General features: G+C 70.5%; 25 protein-coding genes. 14 read left to right on the top strand and 11 right to left on the bottom strand.

Going from position 1 to position 25,812, the window contains the following annotated elements; all coding sequences use genetic code 11:
• Nucleotides 1-3 precede the first annotated feature (3 nt).
• Nucleotides 4-504, bottom strand: a complete 501-nt coding sequence (locus ACIGEP_RS09995; protein WP_396661470.1) for a low molecular weight protein-tyrosine-phosphatase — start codon at nt 502-504, stop codon at nt 4-6.
• A 113-nt stretch (nt 505-617) separates the two neighbouring features.
• Between ACIGEP_RS09995 and ACIGEP_RS09990 the strand changes: the two genes are divergently transcribed.
• Nucleotides 618-911 carry a hypothetical protein gene (locus tag ACIGEP_RS09990; RefSeq protein WP_396661469.1) on the top strand — a complete coding sequence of 98 codons (294 nt, stop codon included), beginning with the start codon at nt 618-620 and terminating at the stop codon, nt 909-911.
• Nucleotides 911-2,212, top strand: a complete 1,302-nt coding sequence (locus ACIGEP_RS09985) for a hypothetical protein (protein WP_396661468.1) — start codon at nt 911-913, stop codon at nt 2,210-2,212. The genes ACIGEP_RS09990 and ACIGEP_RS09985 overlap by 1 nt, the downstream gene beginning before the upstream one ends.
• Here ACIGEP_RS09985 and ACIGEP_RS09980 read toward each other — a convergent pair.
• Entirely contained in the window at nt 2,184-2,576 is a 393-nt protein-coding gene (locus ACIGEP_RS09980; RefSeq protein ID WP_396661467.1) for a phage holin family protein, read from the bottom strand. The two genes, ACIGEP_RS09985 and ACIGEP_RS09980, sit on opposite strands and share 29 nt — an antisense overlap.
• Nucleotides 2,577-2,648: 72 nt before the next feature.
• On the opposite strand from ACIGEP_RS09980, the gene ACIGEP_RS09975 reads away from it, so the two are divergent.
• On the top strand, nt 2,649-3,713 hold the full coding sequence (locus tag ACIGEP_RS09975) for a histidinol-phosphate transaminase (RefSeq protein ID WP_396661466.1): 1,065 nt from the start codon (nt 2,649-2,651) through the stop codon (nt 3,711-3,713).
• Between the two features lie 100 nt (nt 3,714-3,813).
• Here the strand turns inward: ACIGEP_RS09975 and ACIGEP_RS09970 are convergent, their stop codons facing one another.
• Nucleotides 3,814-5,274 (bottom strand): sugar porter family MFS transporter, encoded by a 1,461-nt coding sequence (locus tag ACIGEP_RS09970; protein ID WP_396661465.1) that lies wholly within the window; start codon nt 5,272-5,274, stop codon nt 3,814-3,816.
• Between the two features lie 91 nt (nt 5,275-5,365).
• Between ACIGEP_RS09970 and ACIGEP_RS09965 the strand changes: the two genes are divergently transcribed.
• The gene (locus tag ACIGEP_RS09965; RefSeq protein ID WP_396661464.1) at nt 5,366-6,136 is read left to right on the top strand and encodes a hypothetical protein; all 771 of its coding nucleotides are present in this window, start codon (nt 5,366-5,368) and stop codon (nt 6,134-6,136) included.
• 3 nt (nt 6,137-6,139) lie between these two features.
• Here the strand turns inward: ACIGEP_RS09965 and ACIGEP_RS09960 are convergent, their stop codons facing one another.
• The 6 genes from ACIGEP_RS09960 to ACIGEP_RS09935 are packed head-to-tail and all read right to left on the bottom strand — an operon-like array spanning nt 6,140 to nt 13,902.
• Nucleotides 6,140-7,408, bottom strand: a complete 1,269-nt coding sequence (locus tag ACIGEP_RS09960) for a glucoamylase family protein (RefSeq protein ID WP_396661463.1) — start codon at nt 7,406-7,408, stop codon at nt 6,140-6,142.
• Nucleotides 7,405-9,096, bottom strand: coding sequence for an ABC transporter ATP-binding protein (locus ACIGEP_RS09955; RefSeq protein WP_396661462.1), 1,692 nt, complete (start codon nt 9,094-9,096; stop codon nt 7,405-7,407). The genes ACIGEP_RS09960 and ACIGEP_RS09955 overlap by 4 nt, the downstream gene beginning before the upstream one ends.
• Complete coding sequence (locus tag ACIGEP_RS09950; RefSeq protein ID WP_396661461.1) at nt 9,096-10,100, bottom strand: ABC transporter permease; 1,005 nt, start codon at nt 10,098-10,100, stop codon at nt 9,096-9,098. The genes ACIGEP_RS09955 and ACIGEP_RS09950 overlap by 1 nt, the downstream gene beginning before the upstream one ends.
• A 15-nt stretch (nt 10,101-10,115) precedes the next feature.
• Nucleotides 10,116-11,099, bottom strand: a complete 984-nt coding sequence (locus tag ACIGEP_RS09945) for an ABC transporter permease (protein ID WP_396661460.1) — start codon at nt 11,097-11,099, stop codon at nt 10,116-10,118.
• Nucleotides 11,100-11,102: 3 nt separating this feature from the next.
• The gene (locus tag ACIGEP_RS09940; RefSeq protein WP_396661459.1) at nt 11,103-12,806 is read right to left on the bottom strand and encodes an ABC transporter substrate-binding protein; all 1,704 of its coding nucleotides are present in this window, start codon (nt 12,804-12,806) and stop codon (nt 11,103-11,105) included.
• A gap of 46 nt (nt 12,807-12,852) precedes the next feature.
• Nucleotides 12,853-13,902, bottom strand: a complete 1,050-nt coding sequence (locus ACIGEP_RS09935) for a LacI family DNA-binding transcriptional regulator (protein ID WP_396661458.1) — start codon at nt 13,900-13,902, stop codon at nt 12,853-12,855.
• 114 nt (nt 13,903-14,016) lie between these two features.
• On the opposite strand from ACIGEP_RS09935, the gene ACIGEP_RS09930 reads away from it, so the two are divergent.
• On the top strand, nt 14,017-14,595 hold the full coding sequence (locus ACIGEP_RS09930) for an NAD(P)H-dependent oxidoreductase (RefSeq protein WP_396661457.1): 579 nt from the start codon (nt 14,017-14,019) through the stop codon (nt 14,593-14,595).
• Between the two features lie 392 nt (nt 14,596-14,987).
• Here the strand turns inward: ACIGEP_RS09930 and ACIGEP_RS09925 are convergent, their stop codons facing one another.
• Together ACIGEP_RS09925 and ACIGEP_RS09920 are read right to left on the bottom strand one after the other, a co-directional pair.
• Nucleotides 14,988-15,419: a GIY-YIG nuclease family protein gene (locus tag ACIGEP_RS09925; RefSeq protein WP_396661456.1), complete on the bottom strand. Its 432-nt coding sequence runs from the start codon at nt 15,417-15,419 to the stop codon at nt 14,988-14,990.
• A 40-nt stretch (nt 15,420-15,459) separates the two neighbouring features.
• Nucleotides 15,460-16,869 carry a carboxylesterase/lipase family protein gene (locus ACIGEP_RS09920; protein ID WP_396661455.1) on the bottom strand — a complete coding sequence of 470 codons (1,410 nt, stop codon included), beginning with the start codon at nt 16,867-16,869 and terminating at the stop codon, nt 15,460-15,462.
• Nucleotides 16,870-17,042: 173 nt separating this feature from the next.
• Between ACIGEP_RS09920 and ACIGEP_RS09915 the strand changes: the two genes are divergently transcribed.
• From ACIGEP_RS09915 to ACIGEP_RS09875, 9 genes are all read left to right on the top strand, one after another.
• A complete protein-coding gene (locus tag ACIGEP_RS09915; RefSeq protein ID WP_396661454.1) occupies nt 17,043-18,656 on the top strand; it encodes an alpha-amylase family glycosyl hydrolase in 1,614 nt (537 codons plus the stop codon).
• On the top strand, nt 18,653-19,840 hold the full coding sequence (locus ACIGEP_RS09910; RefSeq protein WP_396661453.1) for a glycoside hydrolase family 1 protein: 1,188 nt from the start codon (nt 18,653-18,655) through the stop codon (nt 19,838-19,840). Before ACIGEP_RS09915 ends, ACIGEP_RS09910 begins: the two co-directional genes overlap by 4 nt.
• Before the next feature lie 66 nt (nt 19,841-19,906).
• Nucleotides 19,907-20,419, top strand: a complete 513-nt coding sequence (locus ACIGEP_RS09905; RefSeq protein WP_396661452.1) for an ASCH domain-containing protein — start codon at nt 19,907-19,909, stop codon at nt 20,417-20,419.
• A 91-nt stretch (nt 20,420-20,510) separates the two neighbouring features.
• Nucleotides 20,511-21,650, top strand: a complete 1,140-nt coding sequence (locus ACIGEP_RS09900; RefSeq protein ID WP_396661451.1) for a thiamine pyrophosphate-dependent dehydrogenase E1 component subunit alpha — start codon at nt 20,511-20,513, stop codon at nt 21,648-21,650.
• 56 nt (nt 21,651-21,706) lie between these two features.
• Complete coding sequence (locus tag ACIGEP_RS09895; protein WP_396661978.1) at nt 21,707-22,630, top strand: alpha-ketoacid dehydrogenase subunit beta; 924 nt, start codon at nt 21,707-21,709, stop codon at nt 22,628-22,630.
• A gap of 124 nt (nt 22,631-22,754) precedes the next feature.
• Nucleotides 22,755-24,089, top strand: a complete 1,335-nt coding sequence (locus ACIGEP_RS09890; RefSeq protein ID WP_396661450.1) for a dihydrolipoamide acetyltransferase family protein — start codon at nt 22,755-22,757, stop codon at nt 24,087-24,089.
• A 57-nt stretch (nt 24,090-24,146) separates the two neighbouring features.
• On the top strand, nt 24,147-24,740 hold the full coding sequence (locus ACIGEP_RS09885) for a molybdopterin-dependent oxidoreductase (protein WP_396661449.1): 594 nt from the start codon (nt 24,147-24,149) through the stop codon (nt 24,738-24,740).
• Nucleotides 24,737-25,471 (top strand): FAD-binding oxidoreductase, encoded by a 735-nt coding sequence (locus ACIGEP_RS09880; RefSeq protein WP_396661448.1) that lies wholly within the window; start codon nt 24,737-24,739, stop codon nt 25,469-25,471. Before ACIGEP_RS09885 ends, ACIGEP_RS09880 begins: the two co-directional genes overlap by 4 nt.
• Entirely contained in the window at nt 25,468-25,743 is a 276-nt protein-coding gene (locus tag ACIGEP_RS09875; RefSeq protein ID WP_396661447.1) for a DUF6510 family protein, read from the top strand. The genes ACIGEP_RS09880 and ACIGEP_RS09875 overlap by 4 nt, the downstream gene beginning before the upstream one ends.
• The last annotated feature ends 69 nt before the right edge of the window (nt 25,744-25,812 follow it).

Below are 25,812 nucleotides of genomic sequence, written 5' to 3'. Positions count from 1 at the left end.
CGCTCACCGGCGAAGCGCGGGTTCGAGCTGCCGGAACAGCGCCCGGCTGGCGCTCTCGATCATACCGAGCACCTCGTCGAACATCGCGGGGCCGCCGTAGTAGGGGTCGGGGACGTCGAGTGCCCCGTCGCGCCGGGCGTCGAAGCTGAGCAGGAGGGCGAGCTTGTCGACGTCGGCGGGGCTGCGCGCCCACTCCGACAGGATCCGCTCGTGCGACCGGTCGAGCGCGATCACGAGGTCATTGCGGTCGAAGTCCTCGCGCGAGAACTGCCGCGCGCGGTGCCGCGTGCCGTCATAGCCGCGGCGCTCGAGGGCCTCGATCGTGCGACTGTCGGCCCGCTCGCCGACGTGCCATTCACCGGTGCCGGCGCTCGTCGACACGACGCGCTCGCCGAGGCCCGCCTGATCCGCGAACCAGCGGAACACGACCTCCGCCATGGGGGACCGGCAGATGTTGCCCGTGCAAACGAACAGCACACGGAAAGCGTCGTCGGGCTCGGGCATCCCTCCATTGTGCTGATCGAGAGGGCTCCTGCACAGAGCGCGTCCACAGCCCGGCATCCCCCGTTCGCCGTCGACATCCGTGAATGAGCGGATGCCGCGGCCACAGTCGACGCATGTCCGATGTGCTCGCACCCTCCCCGTACCTGTGGGGTGCTCCGCTGCCGGAGCGTCTCGCCGCCCTCGACGAGGCCATCGCCCTGCTCCGGCAGGCGGACGGTCAGGTGGTCCGACTGCTCGACGATGTCCGCCGGATCGCCCACTTGGTCGACTGGCGCGCGGAGGCGGCCGATGCGTTCCGAGAGGCGGTCGCCGCGTGGGAGGGCGAGGTGGCCCGCCTGTCGACGTCGATCGAGTCGGCGATCGACCAGGCGTACGGTGACCGGCGCTGGGTGGAGGCGACGGGCTGATGGGCGAGCTCGAGATCCGCGGGGGGCGCGTCGTCGCCGTCGACACCGAGACCCTGCGCCACGCGGCCGCGCAGGCGGAACTCGCCGCGGCCGACGCGGACGGCCTGCGCGCGATGTTGGCGCATGCGGACCAGCTCGCAGCCGCGGTGACGATCGGTGGGGGCGCCGCCCATCTCGTCGCGGCCGGTGGCGAGGTCGTCGAGCGGGGTTCGCGATTGGTCCGGGCGCTCCGTGACACCGCCGCCGCGTACGAGCTCGTCGAGCTCCACGCGCGTGCTGCGATCGCCCGCGACGGCGACGAACACGACCGCCGGGATGCCGTGCTCATCTCCCGGCGGGCCGCGGAACTCGAGGCATCCTCACCCGCCGCGGCGGAGGCGGCACGCCGCGCCGTCGCCGCCGCACCCGACCCATTCGCGACGGTGGGCGACCAGCTGCGGTGGGGCACCCTGGCGGCCGGGATCGCGCCGACCGTGATGGGCGCCCTGCGTGCAGGGGAGACGGAGATCCGGGCGTGGCGCAAGGGCACGCTGTCCGAGGGCAGCCGGTTGGTCGGTGCGCCGGCACGGCCCATCGTCGCGCAGACGCAGACCCACTCCGGATCGGCGCCGGCGACGATCGCCGACGTGGCGCGGCGCATACCGGGCAGCGGTCCCGGCACCATCCGGGTGGAGCGCTACACGATGCCCGACGGCGGCAGACGGTTCGCCCTGTACCTCTCCGGCACACGGCTCGGAGCGGATGCCGGGACGTTCAGCTGGCCGTCGAACCTCGCGCTCTATGCCGGGATGTCGTCATCGTCCTACGAGGCCAGCCGCCTCGCGCTCGAGAAGGCGGGAGCGAAGCCGGGCGACGCGGTGATGGTCAGCGGTCACTCGCAGGGCGCCATGATCGCGAGCCGGATCGCCCTGGAGGACGAGTACGAGGTGCCGCTCCTCATCGGGTTCGGCAATCCCGTCCAGGCCGACGTGGGCGCTCACACCCTCCAGATCGATCTCCGTCACAGCGACGATCCGGTGCCGCTGCTCGCCGGCGGGGGCCAGGACGCCGAGATCGGCGCTCCCGGGAGCATGGTCGTGGAACGCATGGCCGATCCGACACCGTGGATCGGCGACCTCGCCGCATCCGCGCACTGGATGGACAAGTACACCGACACCGCCGGGATGCTGGACCTGTCGACCGATCCCCGGATGGACGGCGTACGCGAGCGGCTGGCGGAGTTCGCGCAGGCGGAGTCGGTGGAGGTGTTCCTCTACGCCACCGCCGAGGGCGTCAGCGCTTCGTCTGCGGACGAAGGATGATCCCGAAGAAGAAGTTGATGACCGAGATGATGAGGGCGGCCACGACACCGAGCCAGAACGACTCGACCGACAGACCCCAGCCCCACCACTCCGTGAACCACCCGGTCAGCCAGAACAGGAACCCGTTGATCACCAGCGAGATGAGACCCAGCGTCAGGATGTAGAGCGGGAACGCCAGGATCTTCAGGACCGTCCCGATCACCGTGTTGACGATCGCGAACACCGCGGCGACGGCGAGGAGCGAGAGCACGAGCTGCAGGGTCTCGCCGGGGGCGAACGGCGTCACGTCGACGCGCAGAGGGTCGATGAGCGTGACGACCCAGATCGCGAAGGCGTTGATCACGACGCGGACGATGAAGCGCATGCCCGCAGTCTCCCACGCAGCGGCGGGACCGGGCGAGGAGCGTGGCGGCGCGCCCGCTCGTAGACTCGTCGCGTGACCGACATCCCCGTCCGGGTTCGTCCCGAGATCGCCGCGCTCCCCTCGTACAAGCAGGGCAAGCAAGCCGGTGCCACCGCCTACAAGCTCTCCAGCAACGAGAACCCGTTCGACCCGCTCCCGGGGGTCGTGTCGGCGGTGCGAGACGCGGTCGCCTTCAACCGCTACCCCGACGCGCTCGCCGCCCGGCTGCGCGCGCGGCTCGCCGAGCGGTTCGGCGTCACCGACGACCGCATCCACATCGCCGCCGGATCGGTCTCGATCCTCTATCAGCTGGCCCAGGCCGCGGCGTCGGTCGGCGACGAGATCGTCCTGCCGTGGCGCTCGTTCGAGGCATACCCCGGCATCGTCACGGTGACCGGCGCCACCCCTGTCACGGTGCCCCTGACGGACGCTGCGGCGAACGACCTCCCCGCGCTCGCCGCCGCCGTCACCGACCGCACCCGGGCCGTCCTCGTCTGCACGCCCAACAACCCGACCGGCGCCGTCGTGACGCAGGCCGACTTCGATGCGTTCGTGGCCGCGGTGCCGAAGGACGTGCTGATCGTCCTCGACGAGGCGTACGCCGAGTTCGTCACAGATGCCGCCGCCGTGAAGGGCGAGCGGGTCATCGCCGCCGGGCACGACAACGTCGTGGTCCTCCGCACCTTCTCGAAGGCCTACGGGCTCGCGGGCCTGCGCATCGGGTACGCCGTCGGGCACCCCCGCATCCTCGACGCCGCCCGCAGCGCCGGCATCCCGCTCTCGGTCACGGCCCAGGCCGAGGCCGCTGCCCTCGCCAGCCTCGACGCCGAGGACGAGCTCCGAGAGCGGGTCGCCGTCGTCGCCGAGCGCCGCGACCTGCTCGTCGGCCGACTGCGCGAGATCGGATGGGACGTCCCGACCGCGCAGGGCAACTTCGTCTGGCTTCCGGCCGGCGACCGCTCGCTCGAGGTCGCAGCGGCCTTCGAGGCCGCCGACCTCGTCGTCCGCCCCTTCGCCGGGGACGGCGTGCGGGTCTCGGTGGGCGAGGAGGAGTCGCTCGACCGCGTGGTCGAGGTCGCGGCATCCGTTCGTCCCTGACGACGGACGACGCGTCCCCGGAGCCCTGCGCGGGCGTTCCTGGGACGCGTCGTGTCGGTGAGGCGGCGGCGGGACGACCGGTCGCGTCCCGCGAGCCTGCTCAGCGCTTCGCTTTCTCCTTCGCCTTGCGGACGAAGAGCGTCTCGGTCTGCTCGAGCTCCATGCCCTTCGTCTCGGGCACCCGCCAGGCGACGTAGACGAACGACAGCGCCGCGAACAGCGCGTACATGCCGTAGGTGAGGGGCAGCGACCAGCTCGACATCGCCGGGAACGACACCGTGATGAGGAAGTTCGCGATCCACTGCGCGCCGGCGGCGACACCGAGGGCCTTGCCGCGGATGCGGCTGGGGAAGATCTCGCCGAGCAGCACCCAGACGAGCGGGCCCCACGAGGCGCCGAAGCCGACGACGAACAGGTTGGCGGCGACGAGGGCGATCGGCCCCCAGGCGCCCGGCAGCGAGACCTCGCCGTCGACGGTGACCGCGAACGCGAAGGCGATCGCCATGGTCGCGAGCGACAGGGTCATGAGCACCGAGCCGGTCAGCAGGATCGGCTTGCGGCCGACGCGGTCGACGAGCCAGATGGCGATGAGGGTGACGACGACGTTCGTCACCGAGGTGATGACGCTGATGAGCAGCGAGTTGCTCTCGTCGAAGCCGACCGCCTTCCAGAGGGTCGTCGAGTAGTAGAAGATCACGTTGATGCCGACGAACTGCTGGAACGTCGACAGGATGATGCCGACCCAGACGATGCCCTGCAGACCCAGCACCGGGCCGCGGAGCGAGGCGCTCTTGGTCTTGCGGTCCTCGTCGATGGCGTTCCGGATCTCGTTGACGGACTTGTCGAGGTCGGCTTCGGGCACGAGGCGGGCGAAGATCTCCCGAGCCTCGTCGTTGCGACCCTTGGCGAGCAGGTAGCGCGGCGACTCCGGCATGGTGAAGGCGAGGATGCCGTAGACCGCGGCCGGGACGATGCCGACGAGGAACATCCAGCGCCAGGCCTCGAGCCCGAGCCACAGCTGCTCCGAGGCGCCGCCGGCCGAGTTCGCGAGGACGGCGTCGGAGAGGAGGGCGGCGAAGATGCCGAGCGTGATCGCGAGCTGCTGCAGCGAGGCGAGGCTGCCGCGGATCTGCCGAGGCGCGATCTCGGCGATGTAGGCGGGGGCGACGACCGAGGCGATGCCGATGCCGATGCCGCCGATCACACGCCAGACGATGAGGTCGGGGACGCTGAAGGTGAGGCCCGAACCGATCGATGACACCAGGAACATGACGGCGCCGAGCATCATCGTCTTCAGGCGCCCCCAGCGGTCCGAGAGACCGCCCGCCAGCACCGCCCCGACGGCGCAGCCGAGCAGGGCGACCGCGACGACGAAGCCGGTGAGGACGCTGTTCAGGTCGAAGTTCGACTCGATCGAGTCGACGGCGCCGTTGATGACGGAGGAGTCGAATCCGAAGAGGAAACCGCCGACCGCGGCGGCCACCGACAGGCCGATGGCGCGTCGCCCGTACGGGCTTTTCAACGAGAAGGCGTCGGCAGGGATCGTCCCGGTAGTGCTCATGAGGATCGAGGGTACGCCCGTGCGCGGGGGTCGCGCCCGCCCTTGCGCGCGCGACGAAAACCGATACGGAAGCGTGTGCCACGATGCTCCTATGGGGAGCCCGGTCGACGAAGAACTGCGCACGCTGCGCGCCCGTGCGTACGGTCCGGCCGCGGACATCCACCTCGATCCCGCGGCGCAGCGACGCCTCGCCGAACTCGAGGATGCTGCGCGCCCGGTCGGGCACGATGTCGCCGCCGAGGCCGACATCGCCATCGCTCCCGAGGCTGCGACGGATGAAGCGGATGCCGCGGCCGCGGTCGTCTCGCCGCCGCCCGCCGTCGTGCAGGCGGCCCGATCGCTCTGGGAGCGCCCGCGGGTCCGGCTGGCCGTGTGGGTCGCGTCGGTCGCGGTGGCAGGCGTGGTGGGAGCCGGAATCACCTACGGCGCCGTCGCCTTCGCCCCGGTGCCGACGTCCGACGGGGTCGCCCAGATCGACACGCTGAGACCGAGTACCACGGCGCAGATCCCGACCGGGTTCTTCGGGTACGAGGAGGGGGCGCCCGTGTACGAGTACCGCGGGCTCACGATCTTCCCCCTGACCTACAACTATATGTACGGCTCTGAGGACGGCGAAGAGGTCACCGACCGATGCTTCCAGGTCGTTCAGACCGTCCTCATCCCGAGCGTCGAGGAGTTCGACCCGGATTCGTGGGGGTATGAGGGCATTTCCTGGGGCGGGTGCTCGGCGGGCGCCTTCCGCGCCTCGACCGTCATCCCCCTGATGGACGACCCGGCACCCGACGCCGACCTGCCCGAGGGCCGTGCGATCCAGTTCGTCCTCGACGGCGATCGCATCGGCGTCTATCTCGACCGCGGCTGACCCTCACGCGTCGGTGAAGCCCAGCTTCTCCGCGCCGCGCGCGATCCACGGATGCCGCGAGAAGGCATCCCACACCAGGGTCGACCCGAGCGCCGCGGCGCCCAGCAGCGCCGTCGCGCCCTTGTTCAAGCCGTAGCGGGGCGGCGCGTACCAGGGCTCGTCGCCCTCGAGGTTGACGCCGTCGGCGGCGCCCCATTCGTTCCAGGCGCCCGGGTGCTCGTCGCGCAGCACGCGGAGCGCGGGGGCGACCTCGTCAGGTGCGAGCGGCAGCGCGCCGAAGAGCGACACCGGGGGAACCGTGCCGTCGTTCCGAGGCTCGTGCGCAGCGGGACGCGCGCCGTTCACGACGTAGCCGCCGGGGCCGAGGCCGGCGGCCGGCCCCCACAGCCCCGCGGCGAAGGTCCGCCACGTGCCGGCCTGGTCGGCGCACCACGCCTTCGACGCCAGCGACGCCTCGCGGGAGTTCACCCACCAGTCCCGCCCGTCCTTGTCGCGGACGCGCTGGAACGGGTAGAACGCGAGCGGGAAGTGGTACGTGAAGAGCGTGCCGCCCGGCTCGTACACGCACTCGTGCCCGCCGTACGACCCGACGGGCTTGTCGAACCCGTCCCACAGCGCCTGCGCGTGCTCCCCGGTGACGCCCTGGTGCCCTGCGGCGAGCAGGTACATCGTCAACTGCTCCGCAGTCATGCTCCAGGCGCTCACGAACCCCGAGGCGTCCGCGCCGTCGGCGTAGTCGTCCTCGGCAGAGCCGACCCACGCCATCCGCAGCACGGTGCGCCCGTCCGGCCCGGTCGCCGAGAGCCAGTTCCAGTCGATCCGCGCCAGCATCCGGTCCACCGCGGCCGACACCTCGGCGTCGTCGAAGAAGGATGCCGCGACCACCGCGCCGCACAGGGCGAGGGTCGTGTCGATGGTGGAGTACTCCGACCGTCCCTGCCGCTCGCCGGTCGCGGCGTCGACGAAGTGCGCGAGGAAGCCGTTCTTCTCCGGCACCGTGTGCTCGAGGGTCCGCACGGTCCCGCGCACGCGTTCGAGCACCTCGTCGCGATCGAGGATGCCGCGCTCGACGCCCACGCACCACGCGGCGAGCGCGAACCCGGTCGCCGCGACCGTGGCGACGTCCGGCAGGTCGTCGCGGTCGAGCACGAGTCCGCATCCCGGCCCCGACGGCGTCGAGAACCGCCAGAGCCAGCGGATCGAGGCATCCACCTCCGTCTCGGTGAGCTCGCGGATGTCGGCGGGCAGGGTCTCCACGGCGGAGAGCGTCATGCGGCGGACCTCTTCTCGAAGGGGTTGGGGATGGCGTCCAGCAGCTGGCGCGTGTAGGCGGCCTGCGGGTTCTCGATCACCTGCTCGGCGGGACCGGACTCGATGAGCTCACCGTCCTTCAACACGAGCGCGTGGTTCGCGAGGCTCTTCGCCGACAGCAGGTCGTGGGTGATGTAGAGCATCCCCACGCCGTGATCGGCGACGAGGGACTGCAGCACCTCGAGGATCTCGGCACGGATCGACACGTCGAGGCTCGCGATCGGCTCGTCGGCGATGACGAGTCGCGGTTCGGCTGCGAGCGCGCGGGCGATGACGACGCGCTGCCGCTGCCCGCCCGAGAGCTCGTGGGGGAGGCGCCCGATGAAGCGGCCGGCCGGGGTGAGCCCGACGGTCTCGAGCAGGCTCGCCGAGCGTTCGATCGCCTCGCGGCGGCCGACGTGCAGGAAGTTCACGAGCGGCCGCGCCAGCGAGTAGCCGACGGTGAGCGTCGGGTTGAGGGCGGCGTACGGGTCCTGGAAGACGTACTGCACGTTGCGGCGGTACTCGCGGGCGATCTTGCCGCGCAGCGACGCGATGTCGTGCATCTCACCGTCAGCCTTGGCCGCGTAACGCACCGACCCCGACGACGGCACATCGATGCGGGTGAGGATCCGCGCGATCGTCGACTTGCCCGAGCCGGACTGGCCGACGAGCGCGGTGACCTCGCCCTCGCGCAGCGTGAACGAGACGTCCTTCACGGCGTCGACGTACTCGGTCTTCAGCCCCTGACGCTTCGCGAAACGGCGGCCCAGGTCCTCGATCTCGAGAACCGTCCGTCCTTGGACGGGCGCCTCCTGCGACACCTCGTCGGGCTCCTCCAGTTCGGCGCCGGTGTAGCCGGGCACGTCCTCGCCGAGCAGCTCCGCGTACGAACCGACCAGGTGGATGGAGTACGGATGCCGCGGGCCGGGGCTCACCGCATCCGTCGCCGCGATGTCCTCGACGATCTCGCCCTCGTACATGACGGCGACCCGGTCGGAGAAGTCGAGCAGGGTGCCCATGTCGTGCGTGATGAGCACTGCGCCGAAGCGCTCGCGCTCCTGCAGCTCGCGGATCTTGTCGAGGATCGACTTCTGCACGACGACGTCGAGACCGGTCGTGGGTTCGTCGAAGAGGACGAGCTGCGGTTGCAGCGCGAGCGCGAGCGCGAGGTTGACCCGCTGCCGCATGCCGCCCGAGAGCTCGTGCGGGTACATGCCGAGGAACCGCTTGTCGACGCTGACGAGATCGAACAGCTCTTCGCACCGGTCGCGGATCTGCTGGTCGGTGAGCTCGGTGTGCTGGTGCATGACGTCCTCGAACATGCGGCGCACGCGCACGACCGGGTTGAGCGAGTTCATGCTCGACTGGAACACGGTCGACACGTACGACCAGCGGTAGGGTTGCAGCTCGTCGCCCGACAGATCGGTGACGTCCTGATCGCCCCAGCGGATGGTCCCGCCGGTGATGCGGCCGGGGCTGCGCAGCAGCTTCAGCACTGCCTGCGCGAACGTGGTCTTGCCCGAGCCGGACTCGCCGGCCAGTCCCACGAACTCGCCGGGCGCGACCTGCAGGGACGCGTTCTTCACCGCGTCGACGGCCGCCCCGACCTTGGGGCGGTACTGCACCGACAGGTTCTCGACCGAGAGAACGGATGCCGCAGTGGTCATCACTTCTCCTCCTCTTCACGCAGGTGCGGGTTGCTCAGCATGTCGACGCCGAAGTTCACGAACGTCAGCGACGTCATGAGGAGCGCGAGCATGACACCGGGGGCGACGAGCCAGACCCACAGCCCCTGCACGAGGGCGCCGTTGGCGTTGGCCTGCGCGAGCATCTGTCCCCAGCTCACGGTGTTGGGGTCGCCGAAGCCCATGAACGACAGGCCGGCTTCGGCGGCGATGGCCGCGGTCGCCGCCCCGATGAACCCCGACACGATCAGGGACGACATGTTCGGCATGATCTCGCGGAACACGATGCGCAGCATCCCGTCCCCGCCGAAGCGGGCCGCCGTCACGTAGTCGCGGTTGCGCATCGAGATGATGAGCGAGCGCATCTCGCGGGAGGCTCCCGCCCAGCTCGTGATCGCGACGACGAACACGAGCAGCGCGAGACCGCGCGTCTCGCTGTACGCGACGATCACCATCATGAGCGGGAGGACCGGGATGACGAGGGCCAGGTTCGTCGCGAACGAGAGCACGTCATCGAGGGCGCTGCCCTCTCGGTAGCCGGCGAGCAGGCCGACGACGATGGCGATCGCGATGGTCGCGAGCCCGCCCAGCACCCCGATCGCGAACGACAGGCGGGCGCCGTGCACGAGCTGCGTGCCGATGTCGTACCCGAGGGTGTTTGTGCCCATCCAGTGGGCCCAGCTCGGGTCCTGCGAGGGCGCGAACGACGCGTCGGTCGGGCTGTACGGCGTCAGCACGTCGGCGAGGATCGCGATCAGCGCGAACATCGCCAGCATGACGATGCCGACGCGGGCCTTCTTGCTCGACCAGATGACCTGGTACCAGCGCGGCGGCCGCACGACCGCGACGACCTCTTTCGTCGAGGCATCCGCCTCGGTGATGCGGCGCCGGAACGTCCGCACCGGTTCGGTGCGATCCGGCAGGACGCCGCCCGCCGGCTGCGGCATCGATGCCGGCTGCGGGATGGGGGTCTCTTCAGGAGTCATGGGGTCACCCGGCTTTCAGACCGACGCCCGGCGGGCGCGGGGGTCGATGAGCGGATAGATGAGGTCGACGATGAAGTTCGCCGTGAGGACGATGACGATCGTCGCGAGCAGGATCGCCTGCATGAGCGGGAAGTCGCGGTTGCTCGTGGCTTCGCCCATGAGCCGGCCCATGCCGGGGTAGTCGAAGACGGTCTCGATGAGGATCGACCCGCCCATCAGCACGCCGAGTGACAGCGCGAAGCCTGTGATCACCGGCAGCAGCGCGTTGCGTGCCGCGTAGCCGAGAGCGAGGGTGCGCTCCCTGAGCCCGGCCGCCGAGGCGAGGCGGATGTAGTCCTCGCCGAGCACCTGCACCATCGTGTTGCGCATCGACAGGATGAACCCGATCGGTGCCGTCACCATGAGCGTGAGCGCCGGGAGGAAGCCGTGCGCGACGACGTCGGCGATGTGCTCGGGGGTGCCTGGATTGGTGTAGCCGTACCCGCCGGTCGCCGGGAACCAGCCCAGCGTGTAAGCGAAGAGGAACACGATGATGAGCGCGATCCAGACGGACTGCAGATTGCCGACGAAGGTCGACCCCACCGAGATGGTGGTGTCGAACCGGCTGTTGCGACGCCACGCCGCGACCGCGCCGAGCAGCGTTCCGACGAAGAACGACAGGATCTGGGTGAGTCCGACGAGCACCAGGGTCCACGGCAGCGCCTTGCCGAGCACCTCGATCACCGGCGCCGGGAAGTACGTGAACGAGATGCCGAGATCGCCCGCGAACAGCTGCTGCAGGTACTGCCAGTACGCGACGAACACGTTGTCGTCGCCGTAGCCGAGCATCGTCCGGATCGCGGCGACCTGCGCCGGGTCGACCTCGCCGCGACCGGTGAGCTGGGTCACCATGATCTCGGCGGGGTCGCCCGGCTGCAGCCGCGGGATGATGAAGTTCAGTGTGATCGCCGCCCACAGCGTGAGCAGGAAGTAGCCCGTCTTGCGTGCGTAGTACACCATCGGTCAGTCCTCCCCCGAGGGGGTGGATGCCGCGGCATCCGCCGGAGGGCGCAGTTCCGTCGCGATGCGGATGAGCTGATCGACGGGGTAGGGGTTCTCCTCGCTCGGCCAGCCGACCGCGTTCTCGGTGCGGTAGATCAGGCGGTTCGGGGCGTACTGCAGGGCGATGTAGGGGAATTCCGTCATGAAGACGTCGATGACCTCGCCCTCGATCTCCTTCGCGCGGGCCGGGTCGGTCGTGTTCGCCCACTCGTCGATGAGCGCGTCCATCTCGGGGTCCGAGTAGCGGGCGCGGTTGAGGAGCAGCTCCTTGTCCTTCGAGATCTGCGACGACTGCAGACGCGCACCGAGGTCCCTCGAGCGCTGGCATCCGCCGCCGACGAAGTCGACGACCATGTCGAAGTCACCGGAGCGCTGCATCCCGTCGACGGCATTCGGGTCGGTCGTGACCATCTTGATCTGCACACCGACGTCCTTCGCGTTGCGCACGATCACGTCGGCCATGGCGATGATGTCCATCCAGCCGGCTTGCACGCTGAAGACGAACGAGAGCGGCTTGCCCGCGTCGTCGACGCGCCAGCCGTCGGCGCCGCGCTCGTACCCGGCGGCGTCGAGGAGTTCGTTGGCCTTGTCGGGGTCGTACGGGATGTACGCCTTGTCGCCCTGCCACTTCTCGGGGATGTCCTGCTCCTGGAAGGGGAGCAGCAGCATCGTCTGGCTTGCGGGCTCCATGATCCCGAAGGTCGCACGCTCCGTGATCGCCTCGCGGTCGATCGCGTACGCCAGACCCTCGCGGAACTTCGGGTCGTTCAAGACGGGGCGCTCGTTGTTGATGGCGAGCACGGTGGTCGCGTCCGGCGGGTAGAAGAAGTGCGCGTCCTCGGGGTCGGGCGCGACGACCGAACGGTTCGGGTTCGGGATGTCGCCGCGGTAGAGGTCGAGCGCTCCGCCGCGCAGCTTGAGTGCGCCGGAGTTGGCGTCGTACTGACCCTCCATCGAGAGCTGCTGGATCTTCACCTCGTCGGCGTTCCAGTAGTTCGGGTTGCGCTCCAGGATCAGCCGGCGGCCGTTGTAGTCCTTCGGCGTGAAGGGTCCGGTCGCAACGCCGACGGTGTCGACGAAGAGAGTCGGGTCGCCCTGCTCGGCGTAGATGTGCTCGGGCAGGATTTTCATCGTCGAGAGGATGCCGTCGGTCTTCGGCACGGCGGCGCCGGCGAACTGGATCTCGACCGTGTAGTCGTCGAGGGCGGTGACGCTCTCGGCGGGGGCGCCGAAGTACTCGCCCCAGAGGCCCGCGCGATCGGCGGCGGGGAACTCCTTGCCGACCATGAACGTGTAGACGACGTCGTCCGCCGTGAACGGTTCGCCGTCGCTCCACTCCACGCCTTCGCGCAGCGTCAGGACCATGCGGTCGGGCGTCGGCCACTCGTACGAGGTGGCGAGCCACGGGATGGCCTCGCACGTGAACCGGTCACGGATCATGAGCGGCTCGAACAGCCAGGTCTGCACCGTCGCGTTCGGCGACAGCCAGTTGTAGTTCAGGATGCCCTGCACCGAGCCGGACGCCTCGGACGGCATCCGGATCTCGGCGATCATGCCCTCTGCCGCCGGCGGCGCCGGCTCGAGCCCGATGTTCGCGCAGGCGGACGTCGCCAGCAGTGCGGACACCAGGGCGGCGCTCGCCGCAGCTCTCGTGCGCTTTCTCATCGGAACCTCCTCGTTCCTCGGGTGTGGGGCGCCGTGCGCCCGGGTCTCAGTCGGCGTTCGCCTCGGGGTCGGCGGCGCATCCGCAGGACTCGCGGATCACGAGCCGCGTCGGCAGCACCGTGCGCGCGTCGAGCGTCTCGCCGAGCGCGCCGGCGGCGGCGCGAGCGCCCAGTTCGGTGACGGGCTGGTGGACGGTGGTCAGCCGGGGCGAGGCGATCTCGGCGAGCGACTGGTCGTCGAAGCCGGTGATCGCGACGTCGTGCGGGATGCGGTGGCCGAGGCCGGGCAGCGTCGCCAGCAGGCCGATCGCGAGCTCGTCGTTCGCGCAGACGAGGGCGTCGGGGAGGCCGGTCTCGTGCACCTGACGTGCGGCGAGGGCGCCGCTGCGGACGTCGAGTCCGTATCGGAGCGGCTCTCCCGCCTCGTCGAGCCCGGCTTCGCGCAGCGCGTCGCGGAACCCCTCGTAGCGCAGCGTGGTGTCGGGGGAGCCGGCGGGTTCCCCCACGAACGACAGCCGCCGGTGGCCGTGCACCTCGATGAGATGACGCGTGAGCTCCGCGGCGGCGGCCCGCCCGTCGGTGAGCACGGCGGGAGCGTCCTCGCTCTCACCGGCGACGACCACGACCCGCCCGACCGCGGCGAGCCGTGCGATCTCGGCATCCGGAACCGTCCCGCCGGCGACGATGAGTCCGTCGGTGCGCTCCGCCAACTGGCGGACGGATGCCACGGCGTCGGGGCGCAGGTGGGTTCCGAGCACGTTGATCGCGACGCCGCGCTCGACCGCGATCGACTCGGCGCCCTCGATGAGCGCGGCGAAGTAGGGGCCGCCGAGGCCCGGCAGCACGATGCCGAGCGTGTTCGTGCGCTGGTACGAGAGGGCGCGTCCGAGAGAGGACGGGGTGTAGCCGAGTCGGTCGATCGCCTCGCGGACCCGCTCCTTCGTCTCGCCGGTGACGCGCGGGTCGTCGTGCGTCACGCGCGAGACCGTCGCGACCGAGACGCCGACCTCGCGCGCGATGTCGCGGATCGTGGGGCGGGAGCTGCCGCTGTGCGTGCGGGTGCGGGTCCGGGGGGGCCGCGCGTCCGAGTTCGTCATGTCCCTCCGTCACCTCCTCGTGAGATCGGGATCCGGCGATGTAACCGGATACATCGAGAGACTGTAGCGCCGGTAACCGGTTACATCAACCCCTCGTGGGCCGAGAATGGACGGATGAGCACGCTGATCGTCATCGCGCACCCCGACCGCACCTCCTTCACGCACCATGTGGCGGATCGACTCGCGGCTGCCCTGCCGGCCGGCGGGGTCGAGGTCGCCGATCTCGCCGCGGAGGATTTCGATCCGCGGTTCACGTTGGCCGACCGGCATTCCTACCTCGTCGCGGGGGACTATCCGGCGGATGTGGCCGCCGAGATGGCGCGCCTCGACCGGGCTGACCAGCTGGTGCTCGTCTTCCCGGTGTTCTGGTGGTCGATGCCCGCTCTCCTGAAGGGATGGATCGACCGGGTGTTCGCGAACGGGTGGGCCTTCGGCGTCGGTGAGGGAGGCGGCATCCGTCCCGGCCTCGGTCGGCTCACCGCCCACCTCATCCCCGTCGCCGGATCGGATGCCGCCCTCTACGAGCGTCGCGGGTACGACCGTTCGTTCGAGACGCAGATCGGGACCGGGATCCTCGACTACTGCGGGGTGCGTCGCGGGCTCACCGAGTTCCTGTACGACGCGGATGCCGGTGGGGCCGCGGACGACGTCGATCGGGTCGTCGCGAAGGTCGCCGCTGCAGTCGGCGCCTGAGAGCCCGGGAAGACCCCCGGGTCGGAGCCGCGGGGGAGATCGGCTCGACGACCCGAGGCTCCCGGACGCGTCGCCGTGACAGGGGAGACGCGGTCCCGCGCAGACAACCCGGGGCTGGGTTGCGGGCGACGATACGCCCGGCGCAGACGAAACGGAAGGCCGACAGCAAGACCCGGCTGGAGGGGGGTCTCCCCCGGACCCCAGCCGGGTCATTGTGTGCTGTAGCGGGGCCCGCACGCGGAACGCCTTTGTCCCCCAATGACCGATCCGAGTGCGGGTCTCAACCAGCTCCCCAAGTGATGGTCCTACAGCAGAGAAAATGTACCGACCCACGGCAGGTGGCTTGTCCCCCTTTCGGGGGACAAGGTTGATGTGGTACACATACGGCCCGCTCACGAGGACAGGCGTCGGAATGCCTCGCCCAGCCAGCGGTCGTAGGCCGCCCACGGCTCGCCGATCCGTGTCCGCAGCCCGGCGATGTGGGGGACGAGTGGACCCGTCAGGGTGAACCATTCGCCACCTTCTCGCAGGTCGGCGAACTGCTGATGCCGCTGCTGCTCGAGGTGGCGGTCCCCAGTCTCGAAGGCGAGCAGCTCGTCGTGCATGATCGCGTTCAGGCGTCGACGTGGCGTCGCGGAGGTACCGATCTTCACCCGGTCCCGATACCGCAGGTAGTAGACGACGTCGACGCGGGGCGGCGGGATGTCGGGGTCCGGCGCGTCGCCGAGGCGCCACCCGCACCGCGTGCAGACCCAGGTGTCGTCGCGGCGCTCGCCGGTGTGGCCGCCGCAGACGCGGCAGCGCGAGGGCAACGGATCGGGCACGCGCCCATCCTTCCCCTGGCGTCCGACACCGGTTGCGTCGTCAGTCGAATGCGTCGACGACCCCTGTCCGTCGCTGGGGAACCGTACGGGAGTCCGTGTCGAACACCCGGGTCGTCCGCTCCGCGCCGAAGGCTCGCCAGCCCGGCTCACCGGTGCGGATGAACGAGAGCCACGCGTCGTGCATCTCGTCCGCGAGAGCCTGCGGCGCGCCAGGACCCGACAGGGCGACGGCGTCGGGGCCGTCGAGTCGACCGAACGCGAAGGCGATCTCGACGGCGTGGGCGGCTCGCAGGTCGCGGACGGGGCTCTTCCAGGCGAACTCGTACACATACGTCGACGTCGTCCGGCGACGGGCCAGGCGGGTGAGCGGTGCACGGAGGATCTTGTCGCCGAGCGCCTGACCGAGGGACTCGGCACGCGTGGATCCGGCGGCGCGTGCCGCGCGCAGCGCCCGACGGGGGAGCCGGGCCAGCAGCGCGAGCGCGGCGACCTTGACGGATCCGAGGGACGCCAGCGCGGCGGGGGAGAGCCAGAGGCGGTACTCGTCGGTGTTCGATCCGATCAGGATCGGAGCGCGGACGGCCGCCAGGGCCTGCTCCGGGGGCTGCGGCACCGTGTCCGGGTCGAGCGCGAGGGAGAATCCGGCTCCCGCCAGCGGTGACGACCGGCGCGACAGCTCGAGGCGGGCCTCCACCAAGCGGTCCGGACTCACCTCGAGGAAGGCCTCCCGCGTCGCGGGGATCCCGAGGTGCTTCGCGAGCGCCCGCGTCGCGCGGCCCGCGCGGGACGGCGGCGCCGCGTCGAGGGGGCCGGACTGGATGATCGCGCCGTGCGCTCGCTCCGCGATCCGCGGCACGCACATCGCCGCCGCGACCAGGGCACCGCCGGCGGATTCGCCCATCAGGGTGACGCGGTCGGGGTCTCCACCGAACGTGCTGATCTCGCGGAAGACCCAGTCGATCGCCGCGATGACGTCGCGCAGTCCGATGTTGCGCGGTGCGCCCTCCAGCACCGAGAAGCCCTCGGAGCCGAGCCGATAGTTCATCGACACGAAGACCACTCCGTCCTGTGCGAAGGCGGTGCCGTCGTACCCCTCCAAGGCGGCCGTCCCCCGTTCGAGGGCCCCGCCGTGCACCCAGACCACCACGGCGGCGCCGGCGGCGTCGGCGGGCGTCCAGACGTTGACGGTCAGGACGTCGTCGCCCGGGATCGCGACGCTCGCCAGCAGTGTCGCCGTCTCACCCTGGTAGGGGCTCTGCGGCGCCGTCGGCCCGAACCGCGTCGCATCGCGCACGCCGTTCCATGGCCTCGCCGGCACGGGATCGGCGAAGCGGCGCTCGCCGATCGGGGGCTCCGCGTAGCGGATGCCGAGGAACCGGCGGATGCCGTCGGCCTCGGTTCCGGCGATGGTTCCGGTGGTGAGCGTGATGTGCGGTGCGGGGAGGGGCATCGGCATCCTTCCGTCGAGCCCGAGGGGCGATCGAGTCTCATCGTGTCATCGGTGTCTTTGCCCCGCCTCTGTGCGCGTCTCGACTTCCGCGGCCTGGATGTAACCGGATACATCGGGTACAGTCCCCGAGGTAACCGGTTACATGACTGCAACGACGCAGAGAGGAACGAGGCATGTCGGCATCCACGCTCGCCGATCGTCTGGATCGGATCGTGCTGTACCAGGCCTATCCGCAGAGCTTCGCGGATGCCGACGGTGACGGCATCGGCGACCTCGACGGCCTCGCGGCTCGGCTCGACCACCTCTCCTGGTTGGGGGTCGACGCCGTCTGGGTCAATCCGTGCTTCGTCTCCCCCATGCGGGACGCGGGGTACGACGTCGCCGACTTCGATCACATCGACCCCCGGTACGGCGGCGACGTCGCCCTCGACCGGCTCGTCGCCGAGGCGGACCGCCGCGGGATCGCGGTGCTCCTCGACCTCGTCGCCGGGCACACCTCCGACCAGCACCCGTGGTTCCGGTCCGCCGTGGCCGACGTGGAGGACCACCGTTACGTCTTCTCGGACCGGGCCGCCGAAGGCTTCGAGCCGGTGCCCGGTCCGCGTGGCGGCTACTACAAGCCGAACTTCTTCGCATTCCAGCCCGCCCTGAACTTCGGGTACGCGCGGCCGTCGGCAGACGAGCCGTGGCGGCAGTCCGTCGACGCCGACGGCCCCCGGCAGAACCGCGACGCCCTCGTGGACATCATCCGCCGCTGGTACGACCGAGGGGTGCAGGGCTTCCGCGTCGACATGGCGGCCTCGCTGGTGAAGGACGACCCCGGACACGTCGAGACGGCGAAGCTCTGGAACGAGATCCGGTCCCGGCTCGACGCCACCCACCGAGGACGGGTACTCATCTCGGAGTGGGGAGATCCCGCGCGGGCGATCCCGGCGGGGTTCCACAGCGACTTCTTCCTCCAGTTCGGCGGCGACAGCGACGGGTGGCCTCTCAAGTCCCTCTTCAACGACAACGCCGGAACGGTCCACGAAGCGTGGAACCAGACGACCGTGTGGGCGGGCGCCGACGGCACGGGCGATGCCGCCGACTTCGTCGCCGCGTGGCGTGAGGCGGCCGCGGCCATCGAGCGCGACGGGCGCGGCGGCGTCGTCGGCCTGCCGACCGCGAATCACGACTTCACGCGCCTGGTCAGCGGTCCGCGCGACGCCGAACAGGCGCGGGCCGCTCTGCTGCTCGTGCTCACGTGGCCCGCGATGCCTTCCCTCTACTACGGCGACGAGATCGGGATGCGGTACGTCCCCGGCCTCCCGTCGCACGAGGGCTCCTCGCTCGGGCCACGGTACGAGCGCGCCGGCTCGCGCACGCCCATGCAATGGGGCGACCCGGGCGGCGGCATCCGCCCCTCGCGATACCTTCCCGAGGACCCCGACCCCGCGCGCCCGACGGTCGCCGATCAACGCGACGATCCGCGATCGCTGCTGACCTTCGTGCGCGAGGCGATCGCGCTGCGACGCGGGGATCCGCGGCTCTCGGCCCACGCTCCCGTCGAGGTGCGCACGACGGGCTATCCGTTCACCTACGTCCGCGGCGGCTCGCTGCTCGTGGCACTCAACCCCTCGCGCACCCCGCGCACGGTGACGGATGCCGGCGGTCGCCTCGTCCACGGATACGCCGCGCGCCTGGACGGCGACACCCTCCATCTCGACGGCTTCGGCTGCGCCGTCGTCGAGCTCGACCAGACCCCGGCCGCGGCACCCGCGGCATCCGATGAAAGGAACCCCGCATGACGACGCACACCGGCCCCACGACCCCCGCGCCCGACGGATTCCTCTGGGGTGCCGCCACCGCTGCGCACCAGATCGAGGGTGGCAACGTGAACACGGCGCACTGGGAGTTCGAGCACGCGTCCGACACCACCGTCGAGGAGCCCTCGGGCGACGCGTGCGACTCGTACCACCGGTACCCCGAGGACATCCGGCTGCTCGCCGAGTCGGGTCTCGACACCTACCGCTTCTCGATCGAGTGGGCGCGCATCGAGCCCGAGAAGGGGATCGTCTCCCGCGCGCAGCTCGACCACTACCGCCGCATGATCGACACCTGCCGGGATGCCGGCATCACCCCGTTCGTCACGCTCCACCACTTCACCGTCCCGCGCTGGCAGGGCCGCGACGGCGGCTGGTACGCGGACGACGTCGTCGACCGGTTCCGCCGGTACACCGAGACGGCGACCCGCATCCTCGACGACGTCGAGTACGTCGTCACGATCAACGAGCCGAACATGATGGTCAATCAGACCGAGGCGAAGATCGACACCGAGCAGGGGGTCAACTTCCCCGGTCCCTCTCCGCACGTCGCGCAGGTCATCGCGCAGGCGCATCACGCCTCGCGCGAGGTGCTGTCGGGCCTCGGCCACGTCAAAAGCGGCTGGTCGGTCGCGAACCAGGTGTACCAGGCGGTCCCGGGGTACGAGAAGGAGCGCGACGAGTGGGGCTACTGGCGTGAGGACTACTACCTCGAGCAGGCGCAGGGCGACGACTTCATCGGCGTGCAGTCCTACCTGCGCACGATCATCGGACCCGACGGGCCCGTGCCGTTCCCCGACGACGTCGAGCGCACGCTCACGGGCTGGGAGTACTACCCCGAGGCGCTCGGCCACGCGCTGCGCCACACGCATGAGGTGACCGGCGGCATCCCCATGATCGTCACCGAGAACGGCATGGCGACCGCCGACGACAGCCGGCGCATCGACTACACGACCGGTGCGCTCGAGGGGGTCTCGGCCGCGCTGCGCGACGGCCTCGACGTGCGCGGCTACCTGCACTGGTCGCTGCTCGACAACTACGAGTGGGGTTCGTACCGGCCGACCTTCGGACTCATCCACGTCGACCACGAGACGTTCGCCCGCACGCCCAAGCCGAGCCTCGCGTGGCTGGGCGACCTCGTGAAGCGCGGGGTGATCCCGGCGGGCTGACCCGGCCGGGGGGTCGCTTCACGCGGTCGGCTCGCGCGATCGCCGACGGGCTGGGAGGATCGTCGGGTGTCCGAGAGCCTCTCCTCCGCCGCCTTCCCGCTCGACCGCGCCGCCGCGGACCGCATGTGGGCCGATTACCGCGCCGCCCATCCGGCTGCCGCCGCCGCGGGGTCCGAGTACACCGTCGAACACTTCGGCGACAGCCCGCGGCTCGCGGACCAGCTGCTCGAAGCCGTCATCAGCGGCCCGAAGCGCGCCACCGCCGAACTGGTCGCCGAGTTCACGACTCACGGCGACGAGCTGCCGCGGATCGGCGGGCACTGGATCGCATGCGACGGCACCGGCGCGCCGCGGATCATCATCCGGAGCACCGAACTGCGCGTCGGCCAGTTCGGGAGCGTCGACGCGGCGTTCGCGTACGACGAGGGCGAGGACGATCGCACCCTGGAGAGCTGGCAGCGGGAGCACCGCCGCTACTTCACCCGGGTGGCGGCGGCCAGGGGTGCGGTGTGGTCCGAAGAGGACGAGATCGTCTTCGAGCGCTTCTCGGTGGTGTGGCCGCCCGAGCACGCCGACTGAGCCCGCGCTTGTCGCGGAGGGACGGCGAATCGCGGCATCCATTGTCGACCTCATGCAGAACCGCTCATGCGTCGGGGTCTAGCGTGGGAGGGTGACCCCCTCGTTCGAGGCTCCGGCCGAAGCATCCGACGTCGTCCGCGTCCTCGCCGCCGACGGTTCGTACCACCCCTCCGAGTCGGCTGAGCGCTACCTGCCGCTCATCGACGCGCTCACCGACACCGAGCTCGAGACGTTCTACCGCGACATGGTCGTGGTGCGCGCCTTCGACCGCCAGGCGACCAACCTGCAGCGTCAGGGGCAGCTCGCGCTGTGGCCGCCCTCGCTCGGACAGGAGGCCGCGCAGGTGGGTTCGGTGCGCGCGGCGCGCGCCCACGACCACGTGTTCCCGTCGTACCGCGAGCACGTCGTCGTCACGACGCGCGGCGTCGACCCGATCGACATCATCCGCCTGATGCGGGGCCTCACGCACGGTGGGTGGAAGCCGGCCGAGCACCAGAACACGCACCTCTACACGCTCGTCCTGGGCGCGCAGACCCTGCACGCCACCGGCCTCGGCATGGGCCTCGTCTTCGACGGCCGCACCGGAACCGGCGACCCCGAGAAGGATGAGGCGGTCATCGTCTACTACGGCGACGGCGCCTCGAGCCAGGGCGACGTGCACGAGGCGATGGTGTTCGCCGCGAGCTACCAGACCCCGCAGGTCTTCTTCCTGCAGAACAACCATTGGGCGATCTCGGTCCCGGTGTCGACCCAGTCCCGCGTCCCGCTCGCCCGCCGCGGCGACGGCTACGGCATCCCCGCCATCCGGGTCGACGGCAACGACGTCCTCGCCAGCTACGCGGTGAGCAAGGTCGCACTCGACGAGGCGCGCGCCGGCGGCGGCCCGCGCGCCATCGAGGCGCTGACCTACCGGATGGGCGCGCACACGACCAGCGACGACCCGACGAAGTACCGCACCAGCGACGAAGAGCAGTCGTGGGTGCAGCGCGACCCGATCGCGCGCATGCGGGCGTTCCTGCAGAACCGGGGCGCCTCGGCATCCTTCTTCGACGAGGTGGATGCCGCGGCCGCCGCCTACGCCGACGACGTGCGCGTGCGCACCAACGCGCTCGGCGAGATCCCCGCCGGCGTCATGTTCGACCACGTCTACGGCGACGTCCACCCGCTCGTGCAGGAGCAGCAGCGCTGGCTCGCCGAGTACGAGGCGTCGTTCGAGGAGGGGAACGCGTGAGCGAGATCCAGACCCTGCCCTTCGCGAAGGCGCTGAACGCGGGCCTGCGCGCCGCGATGACCGCCGACGACCACGTTCTGCTCATGGGGGAGGACATCGGTCCCCTCGGCGGCGTCTTCCGCGTGACCGAGGGTCTGCACGCCGAGTTCGGATCGCAGCGCGTGCTCGACACCCCGCTCGCCGAGTCGGGGATCGTCGGCACCGCGATCGGCCTCGCGATGGCCGGCTTCCGTCCCGTGATCGAGATCCAGTTCGACGGCTTCGTCTTCCCCGCCTTCGACCAGATCACGACGCAGCTCGCGAAGCTCACGAACCGTCACGAGGGTCACGCGAATTTCCCTCTCGTCATCCGTATCCCCTACGGCGGGCACATCGGTGCGGTCGAGCACCACCAGGAGAGCCCCGAGGCGTACTTCGCGCACACCCCCGGTCTGCGGGTCGTGTCGCCGTCGACCCCGAACGACGCCTACTGGATGATCCAGGACGCGATCGCCTCGCCCGACCCGGTGATCTTCCTCGAGCCGAAGGCGAAGTACTGGATGAAGGGTGAGGTGGATGTCGCGGAGCGGGCGCTCCCGCTGCACGCCTCGCGTGTCGTCCGCCGCGGCACCGACATCACCCTCGTCGGCCACGGCGCGATGGTGACGACGCTGCTGCAGGCAGCGGCGCTCGCCGAGGGAGAGGGCACGTCCTGCGAGGTCATCGACGTCCGCTCCCTGTCGCCCATCGACTACGAGCCGATCCTCGAGTCGGTGCGTCGCACGGGCCGCATGGTCTACGCGCAGGAGGCCCCTGGCAATGTGTCGGTCGGCTCCGAGGTCGCCGCGACCGTCATGGAGCGTGCGTTCTACGCCCTGGAGGCCCCGGTCCTCCGGGTGTCGGGCTTCGACGTGCCGTTCCCGCCCGCGAAGCTGGAGGGCCAGTACCTCCCCGACGCGGACCGCATCCTCGAGGCCGTCGACCGCGCCCTCGCCTACTGACCCCCGACGATGCCCCCCTACCCGCGACCCCCTCACGTCCGCGAGACTGCACGTGTGCCCCGAGACTGCGGTGTCAGCCCGCTGTCTCGGCGCCCGGCTGCAGTCTCGCGGGGATGGAGATGACATGAGCACGCAGACCTTCCACCTGCCGGACGTCGGCGAAGGCCTCACCGAGGCCGAGATCGTGCAGTGGCGTGTGGCGCCCGGCGATGCGGTCGACGTGAACGACGTCCTCGTCGAGATCGAGACGGCCAAGTCGCTCGTCGAGCTGCCGTCGCCGTTCAGCGGCACGGTCGGCGACATCCTCGCCACCGAGGGTACGACCGTCGAAGTCGGCGCCGCGATCATCACGATCGCCGGCGGCGAGGGACAGCCGGATGCCGACATCGGGCGCTCCGAGCACGGCGAGAAGCCCGCCGAGGAGCCCGGTGGCTCGGTGCTCGTCGGCTACGGGACCGGCGGCGAGGTGAAGTCGCGTCGGCGCAAGCCCGCCGAGAAGCCCGTCACGAAGGCGGTCGGCGTCGTCGCCAAGCCCCCGATCCGCAAGCTCGCCCGCGACCTGGGTGTCGATCTGTCGGACGTGGCGCCCAGCGGCGCGGCCGGCGAGGTGACCCGCGAGGACGTCGTCCGTCACGCGCAGCAGGCCTCGGTCTTCCGCAACATCGCGACTCCGGACCTGCCCGAGGAGCGCGAGCTCTCGATCCCCGTCGCGGCACCCGCGGCATCCGCACCATCCGCGGCGGCGCCGCAGGCGGACGCGCGTGAAGAGGCGATCACCGTCAAGGGCGTGCGCAAGGCGACCGCCAACGCGATGACTTCGAGCGCGTACACGGCACCCCACGTGTCGGTGTGGACCGACGTCGACGCGACGCGCACGATGGAGCTCGTCAAGCGACTGAGGGCTTCGCCCGACTTCGCCGACGTCAAGATCTCGCCGCTGCTGATCTTCTCGCGCGCGGTCATCTGGGCGCTGCGTCGCACGCCCATGATCAACGCCGCGTGGGTCGAGACCGAGAACGGCGCCGAGATCCGCGTGCGCCACTACGTGAACCTCGGCATCGCTGCCGCGACGCCGCGCGGCCTGCTCGTCCCCAACATTAAGGACGCGCAGGACCTCAACATGCGCGGCCTCGCGAAGGCGCTCGAAAAGCTCACCGTGACGGCGCGCGACGGCAAGACGACGCCCGCCGACCAGCAGGGCGGCACCTTCACGATCACGAACATCGGTGTCTTCGGGATGGATGCCGGGACTCCGATCATCAATCCGGGGGAATCCGGCATCATCGCGATGGGCACGATCCGACAGAAGCCGTGGGTCGTCGACGGCGAGGTGCGTCCGCGGTTCGTGACGACGGTCTCGGGTTCGTTCGACCACCGCGTCATCGACGGCGACGGCATCAGTCGCTTCATCGCCGATGTCGCCTCGGTGCTCGAGGAGCCGGCGCTCCTGCTCGACTGAGGGCGGGCGGCAGGGCCCGACGTTGACGCGGCGGGGGCGAGCCGGTAGGCATCTCCCATGGCAGTCATCAATCGCGGGTTCGGCGGTCGGCGCGGCACGAGCGATCCGCGGCTGCCGCCGGGTCAGACCCTCGTCGACGACTGGCCCGTTCTCACAGCCGGCCCGACTCCCGACATCTCCACGGACGAGTGGTCGTTCACGATCACCACCGAGACGGGGGCTCAGCATCGCTGGGACTGGGCGACCCTGCACGACGCGGGCGTGGAGGACATCGTCACCGACATCCACTGCGTGACCCACTGGTCTCGCCTCGGGATGCCGTGGCGCGGTGTCTCCCTCGATCGACTGTTCGAGGATGTCGAGACCTCCTACGACTTCGTCATGGTGCGCACCCACGACGGGTACACGACGAACCTCCCGCTCGATGACCTCCTCGAGGGGCAGGCGTGGATCGCGACCGAGGCGGACGGCGAGCCCCTGACCTCCGAGCACGGCGGACCGGCGCGGCTGCTCGTGCCGCACCTGTACTTCTGGAAGAGCGCCAAGTGGGTCGCCGAGATGCGGATGATGCCCACCGACGAGCCGGGATTCTGGGAGCAGAACGGCTACCACCTCCGCGGCGACCCGTGGCGGGAGGAGCGCTACTGGTGACGGAGCGGTTCCGAGCGGGATGGCACGTGGGCCGCGTCGTGTCCCGCCGCCCCGAGACCGCGTCCGCCGTTCGACTCGAGATCGACGTGCCCACCTGGCCGGGCAATCACGCCGGCTCCCATCTCGACATCCGACTGACCGCGCCCGACGGGTACCAGGCGTCGCGGTCGTACTCGATCGCGTCGTCGGGACCGACCACGCGGGTCGTCCTCGCGGTCGACGAAGTCCCCTCGGGCGAGGTCTCGCCGTACCTGGTCCACGATCTGCGGGAGGGCGACGAGCTGGAGGTCCACGGGCCGCTGGGGCGCTACTTCGTCTGGACGCCGGACGCCCCCGACCCCGCGCCGGTGCAGCTCATCGCGGGCGGCTCCGGGGTCGTTCCCCTGTTCGCCATGGCGTCAGCGCGGGAGCAGGAGTCGCAGGGGGCGGACTTCCGACTCCTGTATTCGGTGCGGACGCCCGACGACGTCTTCTTCGCCGACGACCTCGCCGCGCTGGCCAAGACGCGGGTCGATATCGTGCATACGCGTCGCACCCCCGCCGGTTCCGCGCGTCGCCCCGGTCGGCTGACCCGCGAGTCCCTCGCCGAGCTGACCCTCCCCGCCGAGGCGGCACCGCGCATCTTCGTATGCGGACCCACGCCGTTCGTGGAGACCGTCTCGGGGTGGCTCTCGGAGCTCGGTCATGACCCTGCGCGGATACGCACAGAACGCTTCGGAGGCAGCGGATGACGCACGTCGATGGGAATGCCCTCGCCGGTACCTTCGCCGACATCCTCGGCATCGAGGTCACCGACGCGATCGGTCAGTGTGCGGGATGCCGCCATCGCGCTGCGCTGGCGCGGGCCCAGGCGTATGCGACCGCGATGGGCGCAGTCGTACGCTGCGAGGCCTGTCGCGGGGTGCTCGCGGTCGTCGTCCGCACGCCGCGTGATGTGATCCTCAACCTCTCGGGGCTGGCGTTCGTGTCGATCGCCCGCTCAGCCCTCCCCGAGGACTCGTAGCGGCGGACGGAATACTTTCTCGGAATAACTGACTACCCTCAGTGTTGAGGGTAGTCAGGTGCCTCGAAT

This window comes from Microbacterium sp. NPDC077663 (genome assembly GCF_044542795.1).
GTDB lineage: Bacteria > Actinomycetota > Actinomycetes > Actinomycetales > Microbacteriaceae > Microbacterium.
Note: the sequence above shows the minus strand (reverse complement) of the source record. Positions and strands in the feature narration are given on the sequence as shown.

Coding starts and splice junctions, on each gene's coding strand:
- ACIGEP_RS09920 (WP_396661455.1), bottom strand. CDS start 16,869: ATGCCCCTCCCCGCACCGCACATCACGCTCACCACCGGAACCATCGCC.
- ACIGEP_RS09955 (WP_396661462.1), bottom strand. CDS start 9,096: ATGACCACTGCGGCATCCGTTCTCTCGGTCGAGAACCTGTCGGTGCAG.
- ACIGEP_RS09885 (WP_396661449.1), top strand. CDS start 24,147: ATGGCAGTCATCAATCGCGGGTTCGGCGGTCGGCGCGGCACGAGCGAT.
- ACIGEP_RS09985 (WP_396661468.1), top strand. CDS start 911: ATGGGCGAGCTCGAGATCCGCGGGGGGCGCGTCGTCGCCGTCGACACC.
- ACIGEP_RS09895 (WP_396661978.1), top strand. CDS start 21,707: ATGACCGCCGACGACCACGTTCTGCTCATGGGGGAGGACATCGGTCCC.
- ACIGEP_RS09890 (WP_396661450.1), top strand. CDS start 22,755: ATGAGCACGCAGACCTTCCACCTGCCGGACGTCGGCGAAGGCCTCACC.
- ACIGEP_RS09915 (WP_396661454.1), top strand. CDS start 17,043: ATGTCGGCATCCACGCTCGCCGATCGTCTGGATCGGATCGTGCTGTAC.
- ACIGEP_RS09935 (WP_396661458.1), bottom strand. CDS start 13,902: ATGACGAACTCGGACGCGCGGCCCCCCCGGACCCGCACCCGCACGCAC.
- ACIGEP_RS09960 (WP_396661463.1), bottom strand. CDS start 7,408: ATGACGCTCTCCGCCGTGGAGACCCTGCCCGCCGACATCCGCGAGCTC.
- ACIGEP_RS09990 (WP_396661469.1), top strand. CDS start 618: ATGTCCGATGTGCTCGCACCCTCCCCGTACCTGTGGGGTGCTCCGCTG.
- ACIGEP_RS09875 (WP_396661447.1), top strand. CDS start 25,468: ATGACGCACGTCGATGGGAATGCCCTCGCCGGTACCTTCGCCGACATC.
- ACIGEP_RS09930 (WP_396661457.1), top strand. CDS start 14,017: ATGAGCACGCTGATCGTCATCGCGCACCCCGACCGCACCTCCTTCACG.
- ACIGEP_RS09965 (WP_396661464.1), top strand. CDS start 5,366: ATGGGGAGCCCGGTCGACGAAGAACTGCGCACGCTGCGCGCCCGTGCG.
- ACIGEP_RS09945 (WP_396661460.1), bottom strand. CDS start 11,099: ATGGTGTACTACGCACGCAAGACGGGCTACTTCCTGCTCACGCTGTGG.
- ACIGEP_RS09995 (WP_396661470.1), bottom strand. CDS start 504: ATGCCCGAGCCCGACGACGCTTTCCGTGTGCTGTTCGTTTGCACGGGC.
- ACIGEP_RS09910 (WP_396661453.1), top strand. CDS start 18,653: ATGACGACGCACACCGGCCCCACGACCCCCGCGCCCGACGGATTCCTC.
- ACIGEP_RS09980 (WP_396661467.1), bottom strand. CDS start 2,576: ATGCGCTTCATCGTCCGCGTCGTGATCAACGCCTTCGCGATCTGGGTC.
- ACIGEP_RS09950 (WP_396661461.1), bottom strand. CDS start 10,100: ATGACTCCTGAAGAGACCCCCATCCCGCAGCCGGCATCGATGCCGCAG.
- ACIGEP_RS09940 (WP_396661459.1), bottom strand. CDS start 12,806: ATGAGAAAGCGCACGAGAGCTGCGGCGAGCGCCGCCCTGGTGTCCGCA.
- ACIGEP_RS09970 (WP_396661465.1), bottom strand. CDS start 5,274: ATGAGCACTACCGGGACGATCCCTGCCGACGCCTTCTCGTTGAAAAGC.